The organism is Aliidiomarina sanyensis, assembly GCF_003987175.1.
GTDB lineage: Bacteria > Pseudomonadota > Gammaproteobacteria > Enterobacterales > Alteromonadaceae > Aliidiomarina > Aliidiomarina sanyensis.
Window position 1 is genome coordinate 1 of record NZ_PIPM01000021.1, and the last position, 17929, is coordinate 17929.

Annotated in this window: 20 protein-coding genes; 9 read left to right on the top strand and 11 right to left on the bottom strand. The window is 49.9% G+C overall.

Annotation, left to right across the window (positions count from 1 at the left end; all coding sequences use genetic code 11):
• A partial coding sequence (locus CWE11_RS11480; protein WP_198675641.1) for a transposase occupies positions 1-254 on the top strand: 254 nt, incomplete at its 5' end.
• Positions 255-260: 6 nt separating this feature from the next.
• Here the strand turns inward: CWE11_RS11480 and CWE11_RS11485 are convergent.
• The 8 genes from CWE11_RS11485 to cutA all read right to left on the bottom strand — a co-directional run bounded on the left by CWE11_RS11485 (position 261) and on the right by cutA (position 6851).
• Positions 261-494, bottom strand: coding sequence for a hypothetical protein (locus CWE11_RS11485; protein WP_198675642.1), 234 nt, complete (start codon positions 492-494; stop codon positions 261-263).
• Positions 484-822: a helix-turn-helix domain-containing protein gene (locus CWE11_RS11490; protein WP_126777772.1), complete on the bottom strand. Its 339-nt coding sequence runs from the start codon at positions 820-822 to the stop codon at positions 484-486. The genes CWE11_RS11485 and CWE11_RS11490 overlap by 11 nt, the downstream gene beginning before the upstream one ends.
• Positions 823-1220: 398 nt before the next feature.
• A complete protein-coding gene (gene prmA, locus CWE11_RS11500; protein WP_126777773.1) occupies positions 1221-2099 on the bottom strand; it encodes a 50S ribosomal protein L11 methyltransferase in 879 nt (292 codons plus the stop codon).
• 167 nt (positions 2100-2266) lie between these two features.
• A complete protein-coding gene (accC, locus tag CWE11_RS11505) occupies positions 2267-3610 on the bottom strand; it encodes an acetyl-CoA carboxylase biotin carboxylase subunit (RefSeq protein ID WP_126777774.1) in 1344 nt (447 codons plus the stop codon).
• A gap of 30 nt (positions 3611-3640) precedes the next feature.
• The gene (accB, locus tag CWE11_RS11510; RefSeq protein WP_126777775.1) at positions 3641-4108 is read right to left on the bottom strand and encodes an acetyl-CoA carboxylase biotin carboxyl carrier protein; all 468 of its coding nucleotides are present in this window, start codon (positions 4106-4108) and stop codon (positions 3641-3643) included.
• A gap of 39 nt (positions 4109-4147) precedes the next feature.
• Complete coding sequence (gene aroQ / locus CWE11_RS11515; RefSeq protein ID WP_126777776.1) at positions 4148-4600, bottom strand: type II 3-dehydroquinate dehydratase; 453 nt, start codon at positions 4598-4600, stop codon at positions 4148-4150.
• A 143-nt stretch (positions 4601-4743) separates the two neighbouring features.
• The gene (locus CWE11_RS11520) at positions 4744-6531 is read right to left on the bottom strand and encodes a protein-disulfide reductase DsbD (RefSeq protein WP_241971792.1); all 1788 of its coding nucleotides are present in this window, start codon (positions 6529-6531) and stop codon (positions 4744-4746) included.
• A gap of 11 nt (positions 6532-6542) precedes the next feature.
• Entirely contained in the window at positions 6543-6851 is a 309-nt protein-coding gene (gene cutA / locus CWE11_RS11525; RefSeq protein WP_126777789.1) for a divalent-cation tolerance protein CutA, read from the bottom strand.
• Positions 6852-6954: 103 nt separating this feature from the next.
• Here cutA and CWE11_RS11530 point away from each other — a divergent pair, with 103 nt between their 5' ends.
• The 4 genes from CWE11_RS11530 to CWE11_RS11545 all read left to right on the top strand — a co-directional run bounded on the left by CWE11_RS11530 (position 6955) and on the right by CWE11_RS11545 (position 10362).
• Positions 6955-7491, top strand: coding sequence for an FxsA family protein (locus CWE11_RS11530; RefSeq protein ID WP_126777777.1), 537 nt, complete (start codon positions 6955-6957; stop codon positions 7489-7491).
• A gap of 169 nt (positions 7492-7660) precedes the next feature.
• Positions 7661-7951, top strand: a complete 291-nt coding sequence (locus CWE11_RS11535) for a co-chaperone GroES (protein WP_126777778.1) — start codon at positions 7661-7663, stop codon at positions 7949-7951.
• A gap of 64 nt (positions 7952-8015) precedes the next feature.
• Positions 8016-9647 (top strand): chaperonin GroEL, encoded by a 1632-nt coding sequence (groL, locus tag CWE11_RS11540; protein WP_126777779.1) that lies wholly within the window; start codon positions 8016-8018, stop codon positions 9645-9647.
• A 172-nt stretch (positions 9648-9819) separates the two neighbouring features.
• A complete protein-coding gene (locus CWE11_RS11545) occupies positions 9820-10362 on the top strand; it encodes a DUF3016 domain-containing protein (protein WP_126777780.1) in 543 nt (180 codons plus the stop codon).
• A 56-nt stretch (positions 10363-10418) separates the two neighbouring features.
• Here the strand turns inward: CWE11_RS11545 and epmB are convergent, their stop codons facing one another.
• Positions 10419-11435 (bottom strand): EF-P beta-lysylation protein EpmB, encoded by a 1017-nt coding sequence (epmB, locus tag CWE11_RS11550; RefSeq protein WP_126777781.1) that lies wholly within the window; start codon positions 11433-11435, stop codon positions 10419-10421.
• A gap of 142 nt (positions 11436-11577) precedes the next feature.
• Between epmB and efp the strand changes: the two genes are divergently transcribed.
• The 3 genes from efp (at position 11578) to CWE11_RS11565 (ending at position 13663) form a co-directional block, all read left to right on the top strand.
• Positions 11578-12144, top strand: a complete 567-nt coding sequence (gene efp, locus CWE11_RS11555) for an elongation factor P (RefSeq protein WP_126777782.1) — start codon at positions 11578-11580, stop codon at positions 12142-12144.
• 7 nt (positions 12145-12151) lie between these two features.
• Positions 12152-13129: an elongation factor P--(R)-beta-lysine ligase gene (gene epmA, locus CWE11_RS11560; RefSeq protein WP_126777783.1), complete on the top strand. Its 978-nt coding sequence runs from the start codon at positions 12152-12154 to the stop codon at positions 13127-13129.
• 84 nt (positions 13130-13213) lie between these two features.
• Positions 13214-13663, top strand: coding sequence for a MerC domain-containing protein (locus CWE11_RS11565; protein ID WP_126777784.1), 450 nt, complete (start codon positions 13214-13216; stop codon positions 13661-13663).
• Here CWE11_RS11565 and trmA read toward each other — a convergent pair.
• Positions 13660-14766 carry a tRNA (uridine(54)-C5)-methyltransferase TrmA gene (gene trmA, locus CWE11_RS11570; RefSeq protein WP_126777785.1) on the bottom strand — a complete coding sequence of 369 codons (1107 nt, stop codon included), beginning with the start codon at positions 14764-14766 and terminating at the stop codon, positions 13660-13662. The genes CWE11_RS11565 and trmA overlap by 4 nt on opposite strands.
• Before the next feature lie 246 nt (positions 14767-15012).
• Here trmA and CWE11_RS11575 point away from each other — a divergent pair, with 246 nt between their 5' ends.
• Positions 15013-16836 carry a S8 family serine peptidase gene (locus tag CWE11_RS11575; RefSeq protein ID WP_126777786.1) on the top strand — a complete coding sequence of 608 codons (1824 nt, stop codon included), beginning with the start codon at positions 15013-15015 and terminating at the stop codon, positions 16834-16836.
• A 78-nt stretch (positions 16837-16914) separates the two neighbouring features.
• Here the strand turns inward: CWE11_RS11575 and CWE11_RS11580 are convergent, their stop codons facing one another.
• Positions 16915-17400 (bottom strand): RNA recognition motif domain-containing protein, encoded by a 486-nt coding sequence (locus CWE11_RS11580; RefSeq protein ID WP_126777787.1) that lies wholly within the window; start codon positions 17398-17400, stop codon positions 16915-16917.
• Between the last annotated feature and the right edge of the window lie 529 nt (positions 17401-17929).

Here is a 17929-nt window from a genome sequence, read left to right on the forward strand (position 1 = left end):
AGCTCGCAACATGGGCCGAAACAGCGCTTCCTGAGGGGTTAGCTGTACTAGCTTTGCCCACAGGGCATCGTCGTCGCTTAAGAACGACCAACGCACTTGAGCGCGTGAATAAAGAAATTAAACGCCGCACTCGCGTTGCAACTTTATTTCCAAATGAGGCCTCTTGCCTCAGATTAGTAACAGCGGTGATTATGGAGATATCGGACGAATGGAGCTCTGGTAAAAAGTACCTGACCATGGATGGAGCTGAATAGGTGGAGTCAGAGGGTAAACTTGAAATTACAGACGAATTGTTGCTTTATCCCTCCAGAGCGCAGTGGCAATTCTGGTTCATAGAGTGAGATCGCATTCGGCACTTTTTCTAAATAACTTCTACCGTAGTTAAAGCGTAACTTGTCTCCATCAGCTTCAAGCCGACCAGCCACAACAGGCTCTGTAGCCTTTGGTAACCAAACCCATACGTAAGCTTCTTTATAGAGCTTCTTAGAAGTCATCTATAACGTCCTTTTTCATCTTACGCGCACTTTTGGGTAGCAGCGCGAGTTTTTCTTCAATTTGCTTTACATGCTTGGTTAGTCGGCTGGGTTCGGCTTCAAATAAAGTGACACCAACGATTCTAGCAACTTCAAATGTTGCACCGATTTCGCATTTAGCATCGGCCTTTTCAATACGAGACAACATGCCTCTGGAGATACCAGCACGATCGGCCACCTCCTGAGCACTCATTTTTTTCTCTAGTCTTGCAGCACGAATGAGCCTCGCTAACAAAGTTAACGCTTCTTCAGTGTAACGGGAGTAACTTCTCACCACAGATTTAGGCATTGTGTTTTATATATAAACCATATTAATCATTTATGTTCTATGTATAGAGCATTTTTCATGATCTGTCAAAAATGGAAATAACTGCAAGAGTATCGGTATCAAGTTACCTAAAGGCTGAAAGCCATTTATGGTCTAGTTTGTTGGATAAATAATAAGTGAGAATAGAACTATTAGTGAGCTCGCGGGTTTCGCATCGCACGAATACAAGTTTGACCAAATTCTTCAAGTCCGGCAGCACTGCAGGGATTTAGGCCGCTCATGCAAAGAGGCTTCGGCTTATTCACGGTAAGCTTAATGCAACTTCCGGCGTCAGCCGGAAAACTTGAAGCCCCGTGCTGAACGGCAAATCTGGTATTAGTCCGGAAATGGCAATTAGGCTTTCTATCGCTGTTAGCAGCTCAGCGCCGCTGCCCATGCAAGAAACACCACTCGTCTTGTTGGCGCACAGGCTTGAACTCGATCGCATCGGCATATGCAGCCATTACGGCTCCCGCTTGTCGTGCCAAAATCCCGGACATCGCTAAATAGCCGCCCGGTTTGAGGTAGCTTAGGATAGCAGGGGCAAGTTCTTGCAGCGGACCGGCCAAAATATTGGCCACCACGACATCCACCTGAGTGACGGGAGCCTGCTCGGGGAGATACACATCAAACTGCTCAGAAACACCATTTAAGACCGCGTTGTCACGCGTTGCAATCAGCGCTTGCTGGTCAATATCGGTGCCCAAACAATGCACGGCACCACGTTTAAGTGCCGCGATTCCTAAAATGCCCGATCCACAACCAAAATCGACGACGTGCTTACCACTCAGATCGTGCTCTGCGATCCACTGCAAACACATGGATGTCGTGGGGTGGGTACCTGTTCCAAAGGCCATCCCTGGATCTAACAAGATGTTGGTCGCACTTGGGTTCGGTGCTTCATGCCATGAGGGAACAATCCATAAGTCATGACCAAAATCGATGGGCTTGAAGTTGTCCATCCATTCCCGTTCCCAATCTTTGTCTTCTAATTGGTCGGTTTTATATTGCAGGGGCTTAGGCAAGAAGCTGACTTTCTTGAGGTTGTTCAAGATAGGCGTCATGTTGGTTTCGGCTGGGTAGAGACCGGTGACTTGGGTGAGTGCCCACAACTGAATTTCACCGGGCGGTGGCTCAAAAATGGGTGCATCTTTCGCGTCGCGGTAGGTTACTGCTTGCGCACCGTTTGCCATAAGGATGTCCCCCAGCGGACGTGCATAATCTTCTTTTGTGATGAGGGTCAGTTGAATCCAAGCCATGATGTTTTGTCTACCGTACCTGCGTAAGAAAAATAAGCACTGAAATAAAAAAGCTCAGGCGAGGCCTGAGCTTTTGTTTGCAGATTTGCTGCCGTTGCACATTATGTGCAGTGGCGCAAAGCAAAGGAATCCCGTGCGTCAGTGGCATGATCATACCACAGCCTCACTTAACTCATCCCGAGCTTTTTCTCCAAGTAGTGGATGTTGGTTCCACCGTGCTGGAAGTTTTCATCTGCCATAATGTCCTTTTGCAAGGGCACATTGGTCTTGATGCCTTCGATAATGAGCTCGTTCAGCGCGTTGCGCATACGTGCAATTGCGACATCACGGTTTTCACCGTAGGTGATGAGCTTGCCAATCATGGAGTCATAGTTGGGTGGTACACGATACTCGGTGTAGATATGCGAATCCCAACGTACGCCCATGCCACCGGGTGGGTGGAAGCGGTTGATTGGGCCCGGAGACGGGATAAACGTCTTCGGATCTTCGGCATTAATCCGACACTCAATGGCGTGTCCACGGATCACGATGTCTTCTTGGCTGATAGACAAAGGACGGCCTGCGGCGATGCGCAACTGCTCTTTGACCAAATCGATGCCGGTGACCATTTCCGTCACTGGGTGCTCTACTTGAATCCGGGTGTTCATTTCAATGAAATAGAACTCGCCATTTTCGTAGAGGAACTCGAAGGTTCCTGCACCACGGTAACCAATTTCCACACAGGCCCGTGCACAGCGCTCACCGATGCTCTTACGCATTTCTTGCGTGATACCCGGCGCAGGCGCTTCTTCCACGACTTTCTGGTGACGACGTTGCATGGAGCAGTCGCGCTCACCTAAGTGAATGGCGTTGCCTTGACCGTCGGCTAAGACCTGAATCTCAATGTGGCGCGGGTTCTCGAGGAATTTCTCCATGTACACCACGGGATTACCGAACGCTGAACGGGCTTCGCTTTGGGTCGCTTGAATCGACTTCAGTAAGTCTTTTTCTTCGCGAACCACCCGCATACCGCGACCACCACCACCGCCGGCAGCTTTAATGATGACCGGATAACCAATGCGTTTGGCAATTTTTTTGTTTTTATCGTCATCATCATCGAGTGGACCGCCAGAACCCGGTACACAGGGAACGCCGGCTTTCTTCATGGCGTTGATTGCTGAGACTTTGTCACCCATGATGCGGATCACTTCCGGCGTCGGGCCGACAAAGATAAAGCCAGAATTCTCAACCTGCTCGGCAAAGTCAGCGTTTTCCGCTAAAAAGCCGTAGCCTGGATGGATTGCAGCAGAGTCGGTGACTTCTGCGGCGCTGATGATGCGTGGAATATTCAAATAACTCTCAGTTGCAGACGGTGGACCGATACAAATCGATTCGTCTGCAAGCAAGACATGTTTGAGGTTTTTGTCGACCGTCGAGTGCACTGCGACCGTTTTGATGCCGAGCTCTTTACAGGCTCGCAAAATTCGCAGGGCAATTTCACCACGGTTCGCAATGACTACTTTATCTAGCATAACAAGTGCCTTTTGTTGCGTGCGCGTGGTTTACTCGATGATGAACAAAGGTTGGTCAAACTCAACAGGTGCTTCGTTGTCGACCAAAATTTGCTTCACGACACCGGCGACGTCTGCTTCGATGTGGTTCATCATTTTCATTGCTTCGACGATACACAGCGTGTCACCTACGTTCACCCGTTGGCCAACCGTGACAAATGCTTTTGAACCCGGCGCTGGTGATTCGTAGAAAGTCCCAACCATTGGTGACTTCACAACATGGCCAGAAACCTCTTCTGCTGCGGGAGCTGCAGGAGCCGCTGGTGCAGCCGCTGATGGTGCAGGGGCTGCTGGTACTGCTTGTGGCGCAGGCATTTGTACATGCGCCATTTGCGGATAGGCGGGTGCCGGCGAGTGACGGCTAATCCGAACTGACTCTTCACCTTCGGTGATTTCGAGTTCTGCAATTCCAGACTCTTCGAGTAATTCGATAAGCTTTTTGATTTTCCGAATATCCATGAGCTGAATAACCTTTTCTAATGTTTATGTTTGAATTTCTTACGATGCTTTCTTTAAATGTGCCATCGCTGCTTGAAGAGCGTACACGTATCCTTGTGCACCGAGACCGCAAATTACTGCCTGAGCGCAGTCTGAAAAATAGGAGTGTCGCCTGAACGGCTCCCGCGCATGCACGTTCGACAGGTGGACTTCAATAAACGGAATATTGACGGCCAAAATGGCGTCACGAAGTGCCACACTGGTGTGCGTAAAAGCTGCGGGGTTGATAATGATGAAATCGGCGGCATTGCGGGCAGCATGAATGGCCTCGATCAAGGCATGCTCGGCGTTGCTTTGGATAAAATCCAAAGTGGCGCCAAGTTGGCTCGCCTCCGTGCGCAGCATTGATTCGATATCCTGAAGGGTCATCGTTCCATACACTTCTGGTTCACGTGTGCCCAGTAAGTTTAGGTTCGGCCCGTTAATTACTAAAATCTGTTTTATATCTGCCATCGTGCCGGTATCTGCTGCGAAGTTGAAGTTATCGGATGCTTATATTAAAAGGACCCGAAACTTTCAACAAGGTTCGGGTCATTATAAGTATTAATTTCAGTTTCGCAGCAAAATACTGGTCTTATCAGCGAAAATCGGCGCAGTTATTCTCGATTCATGATGGCTTCGAGATGCGCTTCGAATCGCTCCGCGTTGAGAAAGCCTGTCACACGCCACTCGGTTAGTTCGGTGCCATGGCGGTCAAAGAATAATACCGTGGGCAAGCCAAGCACTTGATAGGTGGACAGTAACTCGGTATTGGTCGCATTGATTGCCGTGACATCCGCTTGCAGTACGCGGAAGTTTTCCAAACGGGCTTGAACGTCTGGATCCGCGAAGGTGTAGCGCTCCAGCTCCAGGCAGGCGACACACCAATCGGCATACAAATCCAACATCACCCATTGATTGTCTTCGCTCGCTTGGGCGACTTCCGCCAGCACATCGTTCAACGACTCGACGTGGATGAACTCGAGTTTACGTTCGGCGAAACTTCCATCGACATAAGGAAGCTGCCATTTCACGCCGGTTGCGGCCAATGAGATGAGAATAACAGCACTGACCGCACGTCCTGCTGTGCCCAATTGCTTCCAAAGCTCGCGCAGGAGCAGCAAGGCGCTACCAATAAAGAATAGAATCCATAACCAGCCAGCAACCGTGTAATGTAACAGACGCTCCACTAAGAAAAGCGCAACGGCCAGCATCAGGATACCAAACAGGATCTTCACGGTATTCATCCATTGCCCGCTCTTAGGCAGCAATTTGCCACCGGACATCCCGATCAGGATGAGTGGCAAGCCCATGCCAATGCTCAGGGCATAGAGGACAAAGCCACCCACCATTACATCACCGGATTGAGCAATAAAGAGCAGGGCACCACTGAGTGGTGCGGTGGTGCAAGGTGAGGCAATCATTCCCGACAAAGCGCCCATCGCAAATACGCCCGGATAAGCGCCACCTTTCTGCCGCGAGCTAATTTCAGTTAGTTTTTGTTTCAAGCCCGACGGTAGGTCAACCTGAATGACCCCAAACATGGCAAGCGCAAAGAGAATGAAGAGTGCTGCTAGGGTTCCAAGCAACGCAGGGTGTTGCAGGTACGCTTGATACTGCATGCCCGCAAGCGCAACGAGAATACCGAGCAACGTGTAAGTAATTGCCATCCCTTGCACATAGACAAAAGACAGCATGAACCCACGACCCACACTCAGCTTCTGACCACCCCGCTGTTGGTTGATAATAATCCCGGAGATAATCGGGTACATCGGAAACACGCACGGGGTAAAGGCAAGACCGAGACCGAGGAGCAAGAAAATGCCGGCGGTGAGCCACAGACGATCTGGCTGCAATAAGCTAAACACGCCAGTTTGAGGGGCTTCCGTGGTAGCTGAGAAGTCTTGCAGTTGATACCCACCTGCTTCCCCGCCTTCGGCGGCGGAGAGAAACACTTGGACAATTTCAGGCGCATAGCACAGGCCTGCATCGGCACAGCCTTGATAGCGCACATTGAGAACATCTCCGGTTGCTACGGTTGCTAAATCGACCGTGAGGGTTACGTAGTCACGATAAATGATGGAGTCCCCAAAGAACTCATCATTGTGTTCGATACCTTCCGGCAGAGGGTGTAATTTGGCGACCAGATGCTCGGGTGTTAGACCAAAGCGGTGTTGGTATAAATAGTAACCCTCAGTAATCTCAAAATTGAGGTACAGACGATCGCCGTCTTGATGATATGAAAATGGGAACGCTTGCTGAACCGGAAGAAATTGCCCTTCCACATTCGAAAAAAATGAGGGCTGTGCTTGAACATTGCCCACACTGACCCAGGCCCCAAGCGCCATGATGAATGAGAGGAGCATGAGACTGAGCTGTTTTTTGCAAAGAGAAACAACGCGCACGTTTAACAACCTTACTTCTGTGCAGTGACCGAATTGACCCACTGAATGTAATCCGGCAGTCCTTGTTCCACAGGGACTGCAATAATTTCAGGCGTGTCGTACGGATGCGCCTGGGCAAGCCATTTTTCCAGCGCGGGGTAACGCGCGGAGGATGTCTTGATGATCATCAGAACTTCAGGTTCCTGCTCGATTTTACCTTGCCATTCGTATACGGACTCAATTCCAGCCTGGATGTTCACACAGGCAGCGTATTTTTTCTCAACCAGATCGGCTGCGAGTTGTCGTGCCGTATTGATATCCGGCGTGGTACAAAAGACCATCAGCACAGGAAACCTCCAACATGTCTGTATTCATTGCGCATCGCACCTTGAAATCTCCTCTATGATGCCCCATGTCCAGAAGATAACCAAGATAGGATGATTTATGTTCCCAGTTTTATTGCTTCTTTTTATTGTGGTCCCACTGCTGGAAATTATGGTCTTGATTCAAGTGGGGTCCGTAATCGGTGGTCTCAACACGGTGTTGTTGTTGATCGTCACCGCTGTAATTGGTGCTTCGCTGGTGAAGAGTCAAGGGATTCGCGCGTGGGCTACAGCTCAGCAGCGGATGGCGATGGGTGAAATGCCCGGGCAGCAGCTAGCTGAGGGGATGATTATCTTTATGGCCGGCTTGATGTTCGTCACCCCTGGCTTTCTAACCGATATCCTGGCGTTGGTCTTGGTAACGCCTGGCTTCCGTCAGGCCTTCGCCCGCAAGCTTATGCAGCGGATGCAGGTCCAGACGATGCACGGTGGTTTCCATATGCATGGTTCGTTTGGTCAGCGTCCCGGCCAAGATCCGTTTGCTGGGCGACGTCAGCCAGGCAAAACTCAGGATGACGATGGTGACATTATCGAGGGTGAATATACCGAGCGGGACGATTCCCGCAAGCGACTCGATAAAGACGAGCCAAATTCGTAAAAAAAATTTTTGGGGACCCCCTTGGAAATACAGGAGCAGCCCCCATTTGCTTTACACAGCAACGATTGACTTGCCGCAAGGCAGGGAAACAACAAATTCGATTTTATCCGGGGCGGCAACGCCCCACTTTAAAACCCAAACAATTAGTCATTGAGTAGGAGTAACTCGAATGAAACTTCGTCCATTACATGATCGTGTGATTGTTAAGCGCGCTGAAGCGGAGAGCAAATCACCGGGCGGTATCGTACTGACAGGCTCTGCGGCAGAAAAATCAACGCGGGGAGAGGTCGTCGCCGTGGGCAACGGTCGTATTTTGGACAATGGCGATGTGAAGCCATTGGATGTCAAAGTCGGCGATGTCGTGTTGTTCAATGATGGTTATGGTGTGAAGTCAGAGAAGATCGACGGTGAAGAGTACCTGATTATGAGTGAATCAGACATTTTGGCGATTGTTGAGTAAGCCAAAAAGAACCCTTTTTGATTCTTCTGACCCGAATAGAGATTTGAAATAAGGAATAACGAACATGGCAGCGAAAGAAGTAAAGTTTGGTAACAGCGCCCGTCAAAAAATGCTGAAAGGTGTAAACGTTCTAGCAGACGCGGTGAAAGTCACTTTGGGTCCTAAAGGACGCAACGTAGTTTTGGAAAAATCATTTGGTGCACCAACCATCACCAAAGATGGTGTGAGCGTCGCGAAGGAGATCGAGCTGGAAGATAAGTTCGAAAATATGGGCGCACAGATGGTTAAGGAAGTGGCGTCAAAGGCGAACGACGAAGCGGGCGACGGCACAACCACTGCAACGGTTCTAGCGCAATCTATCGTGACCGAAGGCCTCAAAGCGGTCGCAGCAGGTATGAACCCGATGGATCTGAAGCGCGGCATCGACAAAGCGGTCGTTGCAGCGGTTGCTGAACTGAAGAACATCTCTCAGCCGTGCGCAGACAGTAAAGCAATTGCGCAAGTAGGTACTATCTCTGCGAACTCCGATAGCACCATCGGTGAAATCATTGCCAAAGCCATGGACAAGGTTGGCAAAGAAGGCGTGATCACCGTGGAAGAAGGCCAAGGCCTTGAAGATGAGCTTGAAGTGGTTGAAGGCATGCAGTTTGACCGTGGCTACTTGTCACCTTACTTCATCAACAACCAAGAAACTGGCCAAGTAGAGCTGGACAACCCGCTGATTCTTTTGGTCGACAAGAAAATCAGCAACATCCGTGAACTTTTGCCAGTACTGGAAGGTTCTGCGAAGTCAGGCAAGCCTTTGCTTCTCATTGCAGAAGACGTCGAAGGTGAAGCGCTGGCCACCTTGGTGGTGAATAACATGCGTGGCATCGTGAAAGTTGCTGCGGTGAAAGCACCTGGCTTCGGTGATCGTCGCAAAGCCATGCTGCAAGATATCGCTGTCTTAACCGGTGGTACTGTGATTTCAGAAGAAATCGGTATGGAGCTGGAGAAGGCGACTTTGGATCATCTGGGTAGTGCAAAGCGGGTTGTCATCAGCAAAGACAATACCACGGTTGTTGACGGTGCGGGCGACAGCAAAGCGATTGAAGGTCGCGTAAACCAGATCCGTCAGCAGATGGAAGATACTTCTTCAGACTATGACCGCGAGAAGCTGCAAGAGCGTTTAGCGAAGTTGGCTGGCGGTGTTGCGGTTATTAAAGTAGGCGCGGCAACTGAAGTTGAAATGAAAGAGAAGAAAGACCGGGTCACTGACGCTCTGCACGCGACTCGCGCCGCAGTAGAAGAAGGTGTGGTTCCTGGTGGTGGTGTTGCGCTAGTACGCGCAGCGAGCAAGTTAGCTGATTTGCGCGGCGATAACGAAGACCAGAACGTGGGTATTCGTTTGGCACTCCGTGCAATGGAATCGCCATTGCGTCAAATCGCCGCGAACGCTGGCGCTGAAGGTTCAGTTGTAGCGAATAACGTGAAAGCAGGCGAAGGTAACTATGGTTACAACGCGGGCAACGATACCTACGGTGACATGCTGGAAATGGGTATTTTGGACCCAACGAAAGTCACCCGCTCTGCACTGCAGTTCGCTGGCTCAATCGCTGGCCTGATGATCACCACCGAAGCCATGGTTGCGGAACTTCCAAAAGACGACGCACCAGCCATGCCTGGCGGTGACATGGGCATGGGCGGCATGATGTAATTTAAGACTCCACAAGGAATCTTTATAAAGGGCAGGCCTTCGGGTTCTGCCCTTTTTCTTTAGCCTGCCTTTGACAATTCTTTACCATTTTGTAGGGTGCATCCACTTGTTGGTTATTTGCGTAAACGCTATATAAATAGATGAAACAAATGGTCTCAGAGGAGGCATTACCATGAAAACTGCCATTGTAAGTGTGATCACGGGATTGCTATTTTCAATGAGCGTGAGTGCGGCGACCGTCAATGTGACGTGGGAAAATCCGGAGAAGTATCGGGATATTCGTTCTGCTGATCAGCATCAAGGTCGGTTCCAAGAGAATCTTTTTGCGGCCTTTGAGCGCAAGTTTACTGATTTAGCCTCAGGCCTGCCTGAGGATTTCACGCTTGATATCACCGTGACCGATGTGGATCTTGCGGGAAATGTTGAAACTCATAGTCTTAGAGGGCAGCCACAAGAAGTTCGTATTATTCGCCCCGGGTTTTATCCCCGCATGCGCTTTAGCTACACGTTAAGCGATGCCGAGGGCACTATTGTACAGACGGGTGACGAAAATCTTCGCGGTCGTGATATGCCTGGTGAAGGTCGTCTCGATGCGCAAGCGCGCCGGCGTGGCGTGGAAATGATTGAATACGAGGGAGCCATGCTGGAACGCTGGTTCAGCACCACCTTTGATGAGGATGAAATTCAGGAGCGCTACAGCGCACGCCAGAATTAAATCTTTGATCGCACCCTAAAACGCCGGCATGAAGCCGGCGTTTTTTATAGCTTCCGCTACCGCAATGGGGTTTTACTCGCTTCGCCGGGAAGCTCGCGTACCAGTTTTGGCACCAGAAAGCCCGGCAACTCCTTGAGCATCTGCTGATGAAGCGCTACCGCGCTTTGATCATCAACAGCAAAGTGAGCCGCACCCTGAACCGGATCAAGTTGGTGTAAATAGTACGGCAACACGCCAATGCGGAAAGTTGCCTCCTGCAATGCGACCTGTTCAGCGAGTGAATCGTTGATCCCTTTGAGTAAAACGCTTTGGTTTAATAGCTGCACCCCAGCGCGGCGCAGGGCAGATAAACGCGTGTTGAGAGCGGCAGATGCTTCGTTCGCATGATTCATATGCAGCACCAAAATGACAGGGACAGGGAGCTCAGAGCATAGCTCGATGAACTCTGGTGTGATCCGCTGAGGAATGACGACAGGTAAGCGGGAATGAATCCTCAGTCGGCGAATGTGCGGAATGGCAGCAAATGCTTGCAGCGCCTCAGTGAGATGTCGATCGCTCGCCATCAGTGGATCGCCACCGCTTAAAATGACTTCATGGATAGCTGGATTTGCGCGAACATAAGCGACCATATCAGCCAGCGCTGCTTTCGTAAGATGGTGCTCATCATAGGGAAAGTGACGGCGAAAGCAGTAACGGCAGTTGACAGCGCATCCACCGCGAAAAATTACGAGCACACGACTCGCGTATTTATGAAGTAAGCCGGGCATTGGCGTGTAAGCTGCTTCGTCGAGCGGGTCGGTTGAGAAGCCCTCATGTGAAACAAACTCTTTTTGATCGGTAAAGACCTGCCGCAACAACGGATCATCAGGATTTCCTTTTTCCATGAGTGCGGCAAAGGCGCGCGGAACACGCAATGGAAACAACGTTCGTGCAGCCTGATGTGCTTCGGCCCAGGACTTCGGGAGTTCGAGATAGTCTGCCAAGACTTCGGGTGCGGTGAAAGCTTGTGCAAGCTCCCGCTGCCAAGAAGGCTGAATGTCTGTTACAGACTGAGGTGCGTTCGAGTGCGTCAGAACTTTACTCCGAAATTGTCGAGAAAATGAGTTTCAGTGCCTTGTTGCGCGTATTTTACCTGAAATAAAATAGAGTTTGGTTTATTATTAGGCCGTTTTTGAATCAAGCTTTCAAACAAGCGAATCAAGTTACGAGGGGCGCATGGCCAATTACAGCACAAACGAATTTAAGCAAGGTTTGAAAATCATGCAGGACGGCGAGCCATGTGTGATTTTGGAAAACGAGATGGTGAAACCTGGGAAAGGTCAGGCGTTTAACCGTGTTCGTATCCGTAAGTTACTTTCTGGCAAAGTGGTCGAGAAAACGTTTAAGTCGGGTGACAGTGTAGAAGGTGCCGATGTTGTTGATGTCGAGCTCGCTTACCTGTACTCGGATGGTGAGTTCTGGCATTTCATGAACAATGAAACCTTTGAGCAGATCGCCGCCGACGACGCTGCAGTCGGAGAAAATGTGAAATGGTTGGTAGAGCAAAACGTGTGTACGCTGACGCTTTGGAATGGAAAACCAATTAACGTGACACCACCGAACTTTGTGGAGCTGGAAATCGTTGAGACGGATCCAGGTCTCAAAGGTGATACCGCAGGAACCGGTGGTAAACCTGCCACGTTGAGCACAGGGGCTGTTGTTCGCGTGCCATTGTTTGTGCAGATCGGTGAAGTCATCAAAGTAGACACCCGCTCTGGCGAATACGTTTCACGCGTGAAGTAAGTCATTGATGTCTTTCACAGATTGGCGTCCAACAGCGTCGTGGGAGACATTAAAAATCCGCGCGGATATGCTCAAGCGTATCCGCGCTTTTTTTGCTGACAGGAATGTCCTCGAGGTTGAAACGCCGCTGCTCGCGCATGCTGGTGTAACCGATTTGCATTTGCATAATGCGACGACGCGTTTGCAAGGTCCCGGACTGCCAAAGCCAACCACATTTTACCTACAAACTTCACCTGAGTATGCCATGAAGCGGCTCCTCGCTGCTGGCAGTGGCGCAATTTTCCAGATTGGAAAAGTGGTACGTGATGACGAAATTAGTCGTCGCCACAATCCCGAATTTACGCTACTTGAATGGTATCGGCCGGGATTCACCGATGATGACCTCATCGCGGAGACGGATCGTTTGCTTCAGGTATTGCTCGGCACAGCACCCGCTGACGTGTTGACTTACCAAGCTGTATTTTTGCAGGTTCTCGACGCAGATCCGCTTACACCTGAAGGGATTGCGATGATCCGTCGGGAGCTCGAGACCCGCGGTTATGGCGATGCACTTGCTACAGAGGAAGAGCCTGATGTGGTACTGCAGTTGGCGATGAGCGTACTGGTGGAGCCTGCAATCGGCCAGACCAAACCCTGTGTGGTAAAAAATTTTCCTGCCTCACAAGCAGCGCTCGCGCGGATCCACAAAGATGACTCACGGGTGGCTCACCGATTTGAAGTTTTTTATCAAGGGCTTGAGCTGGCGAATGGTTTTTGGGAGCTAACTGATGCACATCAACAGCGTGCTCGATTTGAACGCGATAATGCACAGCGGATCGCTCGGGGACTGGCACCTCAACCGATAGACGAGCGCTTCCTTTCCGCATTAGAAAGCGGCATGCCTGATTGCGCTGGGATTGCTCTAGGTTTTGACCGGTTGGTCATGCTCAAGATAGGCGCACGTTCAATTGAACAGGTGCTGACATTCCCGACGCTTCGCGCCTGATTGTTTTTTAGTCACTTTCAATTTCGCCCCGTATGTAATATTATTACACCATAAAGTCTATCGCTCATCAGGACATGTCTTCATATGCACCATAAACCACTCGATAAAGCGGGAATTATCATTGCCGTGCTCTGCGCACTGCACTGCCTGCTCGTGCCTGTGGTTCTACCCACACTTGCGCTCGTCGGACTCTCATTTTTAGGTTTTGAGATTTTCGAGCGGATTATCCTGTCGATCAGTTTGCTGGTGGGTGGTGTTGCGGTGATTATGGGTATGCGACATCACGCCAGTTGGACGCCACTTTGGTTCTTGATCTTGGGTGGTGTGATGTACTTTAACAAGAATGTTTTTGGGCATCAGGTTGAGCCGCTCCTGATATTAACGGGCGCAACTTTTATTGTTATCGCCCACACGCTTAACCTTCACTTATGTCGTGTTAAAAACCGCAATAAAGCCTGTGAACAGGTGGAAGCGGAGCAGCAAGAAGTGGAGGCGCGTCCTGCATCCTCCGCAACAAAAGAAAGCACGATCTAACCCGAGGTTTTGCGGGTTAAATAAACTCCAGCTTCAATGTGGTGCGTAAACGGGAACTGATCAAACAGGGCCGCTCGCGTCACGTCGTGCGTTTTCTTGAGGGTCGCGAGATTCTCAGCTAACGTTTCGGGATTGCAGGAGATGTAAATGATCGCATCGAACTGCGCAACCATTTCAACGGTTGCTTGATCAAGACCAGCTCGTGGAGGGTCGACAAGCACGGTTGAAAAATCATAATCGCTCAAATCAATATGCTTCAGCCGCGTTGGCAAACCATCCCCTTGAATTGCAGCGGAACACTCTTCTGCTGAAAGCCGCTCAATGGCGACATTTTCAATAGTATTCATCTGAATATTTTTCTTTGCAGACTCCACCGAGCTCCGGCTGATCTCCGTTCCGAGTACGCGACGAAAATTGGTCGCCAAGGGAAGACTAAAATTTCCATTGCCACAATATAGTTCTAACAGATCACGCTCTGGATTCTGATTGGTTGAGCGGGCCCATCCGATCATTTCACAGTTAATGGCTGCATTAGGCTGCGTAAAGCTGTTCTCAATGTGCTCAAAGTGAAAGGGCTGACCTTCAACTTCGAGAGTCTCCACCACAAAGTCACGATGCAGGACATGTTTTTGTTTGCGTGCCCGCCCAATCAAGTCGACCGTAGCGAACGCCTGCAGATGCATGCGCATTGACTCCGCTTCTGCGAGCCAAACGTCATCAAGTTGCCGATGGTACAACAGCGAAATTAGTGCTTGGTTGGTTGTTGTGGTCAAGAAATCGACTTGGAATAAACGCTGGCGCAGAACGGGGTTGTCGCGCACGTAGTTTAATACTTCTGGCATCAACCGATTAATTAGGGTGTTCCCAATCGGAAACTGATCCACCCGATATTTCTCTTTGGTTTCCGAATTAAACATCACGTAATACAAGTCATCGCCATCATGCCACACCCGAAACTCGGCGCGCATCCGGTAATGCTCCGGTGGCGAGGCGAAGACTTCGAGTTCCGGCGCTGCAAATGGTTGCAACAGATGCGTTAATCGTTCGACCTTTTCGGTGAGTTGGGCGCTGTAACGCTGAGCGATGTTGTCTGGTGACTTCATGTGTTCTCAATCAGTTGGTAAGTGGGTGCAAATCGCAGGGCCGGCATTCTACCTTTTTCAAACCTATTTCGCACTTTTGTTGGATTCAGGGGTAAACCCCTATTTTTTCCGACCGACGGTTCAGTTATTAATAGAAAAGCTTCTCAGAAAATTCACAAAATAATAACAAAAAAGCGATGAAGGTGTGCTTCGCGAAACGTGAAGAGGAGCCTCCTGATAACAACAAAGAACAAGGTATCTACTCTTATGATCAATAAAAAGCACTTTTCTCGCGCTGCACTGGCTGCCGCTGTGTCGTCAGTCTTGCTTGCGCCTACTGCACTGGCCAATGACGAAGAGCGTGTCATTGTCGCCTTCCAACCAGGAGCGAAAGCTGCGGTTCAACAAGCGGTTGAACGGGCAGGTGGTCGTACTGTGGTTGATCTTTCAAACGACAATGCAATGGCCATTATGGTGCCATCGCAAGCGCTTCAAGGATTGCAGCGTAACCCCAATGTGCTTTATGTAGAGGAAGACGTGAAGCGTGAGCTATATAGCTCTGAGTTTGAACCGAATTCGCCGTACGGAATTGTGATGGTGCAAGCCGATCAGGTCAGTGCTGCTCTCGCGGGTAACCGCAAGGTGTGCGTCATTGACTCGGGTTATGACCTCGGTCATCCTGATTTGCAGACTTCAGGTGTTGATGGTGTATTTGATTCAGGCACTGGCAACTGGTTTACCGACGAAAACGGACACGGTACGCACGTTACAGGGACCATCGCTGCGTTGCAGAACGGCCTCGGTGTTGTAGGTGTCATCCCCAATGGCCAGTTGAATATTCATGTCGTTAAAGTGTTCGGCGCAAATGGTTGGGCCTATTCCTCAAACTTGATCGCGGCTGCGGATCAGTGTGCAAATTACGGCTCGGACATCATCAACATGAGCTTAGGTGGTTCGTTCTCCAGTACTACGGAGCGAAACGCGTTTGATCGGTTAAACGATGCTGGTGTGTTGAGTATTGCTGCAGCTGGAAACGGTGGTAACAATCGCCATTCTTATCCTGCTTCTTATCCTGCGGTGATGTCCGTTGCTGCTGTCGATCGCGATGGCAACCATGCGTCATTCTCTCAGTTTAATAACCAAGTCGAGATCGCCGCACCAGGGGTGGATGTCATGTCGACTGTGCCTCGGGGCATGGGTCAACTTTCCTTGTTCAGTGCGGGCGGTTCAACTTATAGCGCAATCGCAATGGATGGTTCACCAGATGGCGATGTTTCAGGGAGCCTCGTTGATTGTGGTCTCGGTACGTCAACGTGCCAAGGCGCTCAAGGTAATGTTTGTTTGATGCAGCGTGGTCAAGTGAGCTTTGCCGATAAAGTGCTAGCTTGCCAAAACGGTGGCGGTGTTGGCGCGGTCATTTATAACAATGAATCGGGTCCATTAAATGGCACTTTGGGTAATGTCTCTGTCAACATTCCAGCGGTTGGTATTAGCCAAGCGGACGGTCAAGCAGCACTCTCAAGTGTTGGTAGCTCTGCTTCTGTAACTGTAGGTGCAAGCGATTGGGCAAGCTTCAATGGCACGTCCATGGCATCGCCTCATGTAGCAGGTGTTGCTGCACTTGTATGGAGCCATTTCACTGAGTGTACGAACGATGAAATCCGCGCAGCATTGAATGCAACAGCGGAAGATCGTGGTGCGGCAGGTCGTGATAACTATTATGGTCACGGCATCGTGAAAGCCAAAGCGGCGTATGACTACCTAACAGCAAACGGCTGTGCTGGCGGCAATAACGGCGGTGGTGATGACGATAACGGCGGCGATAACGGTGGTGGTGATGAGCCAGGTGCTTCTATCACGCTGAGCGCAACGACTTATAAAGTGCAAGGTCGTGCGCGCGCTGATCTCACGTGGTCAGGTGCTGATTCTTCATCGGTGACTATCTTCCGTAACGGGAGCTCGGTTGCGACGGTGGCGAACTCCGGCAGCTATACAGACGTAACGGATTTGCGTGGAAGTGGAACACTTACTTACCGAGTGTGTGAAGCAGGAACGCAAACGTGTTCTGATGAGATTACTGTTTCTTACTAACTCCCAACCAGTAAGAAGGTAAAAGAGAAGAGGCCAGCATCTGCTGGCCTCTTTGTATTGTACTAAATAAAGATACGATTATTCGTCATCTTGTTCTGCATGGGCGGCTCGAACCTTCAAGGTTCTCCCTTCAAACTCCTTATCATTGAGCTTGGCAAGTGCAAGGTCTGCACCGGTCGCTTCCATTTCGACAAAACCATATCCTTTCTTCCGCCCAGTCCGGCGATCTTTCACGAGGCGGACTTCGCTCACTTCACCGTAGCGTGAAAAGAGTTGACTCACTTCGTCTTCGTTGACTTTAAATGGCAGGTTTCCGACATACAGGGTCCGTGTGTCTGTGCCTTGGTTGGAGCGTTGGGTTGGACGAGGAGTGACCTGTGATTTCTTTTGTTGGAGATAAAAAGAAACAAAGGGCGTGAGTACACCACCTAAAAACGTACCGAGCGCAATTGCACTGACAACTGCGGTATCGGGTGCCTCGAGGAACAACTGGGTGATAATGGTGACGATAACTGCAATAACAGCCGCAATAACGACTTGAAGACCTGAAAATGCGCGATTCATAACTAACAATCCTTTCGCTTAAGAAAAAAGAAACGGATGCGGATACCAAAAGCATCGTTTCGTAATCTTAGCGGTTATAAAACATGCACGCAAAACCCCTTCTGTTTATTTACTGAGCGAACAGTCAAAAACTTGAGTTTTGTGGCTTGACGCGACCGGAAAAATCCATAAAATGCGCAACTCGTCTTCGGACGGACGGCAAAGCCTCAAAAACACATGTTTTCTTAATGAGATTTGACCGCTGAGCAACCACAAGCTTAGAAAAATGAAAAAACTTTTCGAAAGCGGTTGACAGAAAAAATGGGGTGTGTAGAATGCGCACCTCGCCTCGAGTGAGGCAACGTTCTTTAACAATTTATCAAGCCAAGCAATCTGTGTGGGCACTTGCGACGACAAGCATCAACCAAGCCATTAATTTGGCAACTGGTTCAGCTTAGAAAGCAGGAGCCTTACTAAAAAGTAAGACACCAGAAATTCATATGGTTGAGCCGCTTCGGCCTCTTAACTGGGGTGACGAAGCAACTTTGCA

Coding starts and splice junctions, on each gene's coding strand:
- CWE11_RS11565 (WP_126777784.1), top strand. CDS start 13,214: ATGCACCATAAACCACTCGATAAAGCGGGAATTATCATTGCCGTGCTC.
- CWE11_RS11490 (WP_126777772.1), bottom strand. CDS start 822: ATGCCTAAATCTGTGGTGAGAAGTTACTCCCGTTACACTGAAGAAGCG.
- prmA (WP_126777773.1), bottom strand. CDS start 2,099: ATGGCTTGGATTCAACTGACCCTCATCACAAAAGAAGATTATGCACGT.
- aroQ (WP_126777776.1), bottom strand. CDS start 4,600: ATGGCAGATATAAAACAGATTTTAGTAATTAACGGGCCGAACCTAAAC.
- CWE11_RS11485 (WP_198675642.1), bottom strand. CDS start 494: ATGACTTCTAAGAAGCTCTATAAAGAAGCTTACGTATGGGTTTGGTTA.
- CWE11_RS11530 (WP_126777777.1), top strand. CDS start 6,955: ATGTTCCCAGTTTTATTGCTTCTTTTTATTGTGGTCCCACTGCTGGAA.
- CWE11_RS11580 (WP_126777787.1), bottom strand. CDS start 17,400: ATGAATCGCGCATTTTCAGGTCTTCAAGTCGTTATTGCGGCTGTTATT.
- efp (WP_126777782.1), top strand. CDS start 11,578: ATGGCCAATTACAGCACAAACGAATTTAAGCAAGGTTTGAAAATCATG.
- CWE11_RS11575 (WP_126777786.1), top strand. CDS start 15,013: ATGATCAATAAAAAGCACTTTTCTCGCGCTGCACTGGCTGCCGCTGTG.
- CWE11_RS11545 (WP_126777780.1), top strand. CDS start 9,820: ATGAAAACTGCCATTGTAAGTGTGATCACGGGATTGCTATTTTCAATG.
- CWE11_RS11535 (WP_126777778.1), top strand. CDS start 7,661: ATGAAACTTCGTCCATTACATGATCGTGTGATTGTTAAGCGCGCTGAA.
- epmA (WP_126777783.1), top strand. CDS start 12,152: ATGTCTTTCACAGATTGGCGTCCAACAGCGTCGTGGGAGACATTAAAA.
- accB (WP_126777775.1), bottom strand. CDS start 4,108: ATGGATATTCGGAAAATCAAAAAGCTTATCGAATTACTCGAAGAGTCT.
- accC (WP_126777774.1), bottom strand. CDS start 3,610: ATGCTAGATAAAGTAGTCATTGCGAACCGTGGTGAAATTGCCCTGCGA.
- groL (WP_126777779.1), top strand. CDS start 8,016: ATGGCAGCGAAAGAAGTAAAGTTTGGTAACAGCGCCCGTCAAAAAATG.
- trmA (WP_126777785.1), bottom strand. CDS start 14,766: ATGAAGTCACCAGACAACATCGCTCAGCGTTACAGCGCCCAACTCACC.
- cutA (WP_126777789.1), bottom strand. CDS start 6,851: ATGGTCTTTTGTACCACGCCGGATATCAATACGGCACGACAACTCGCA.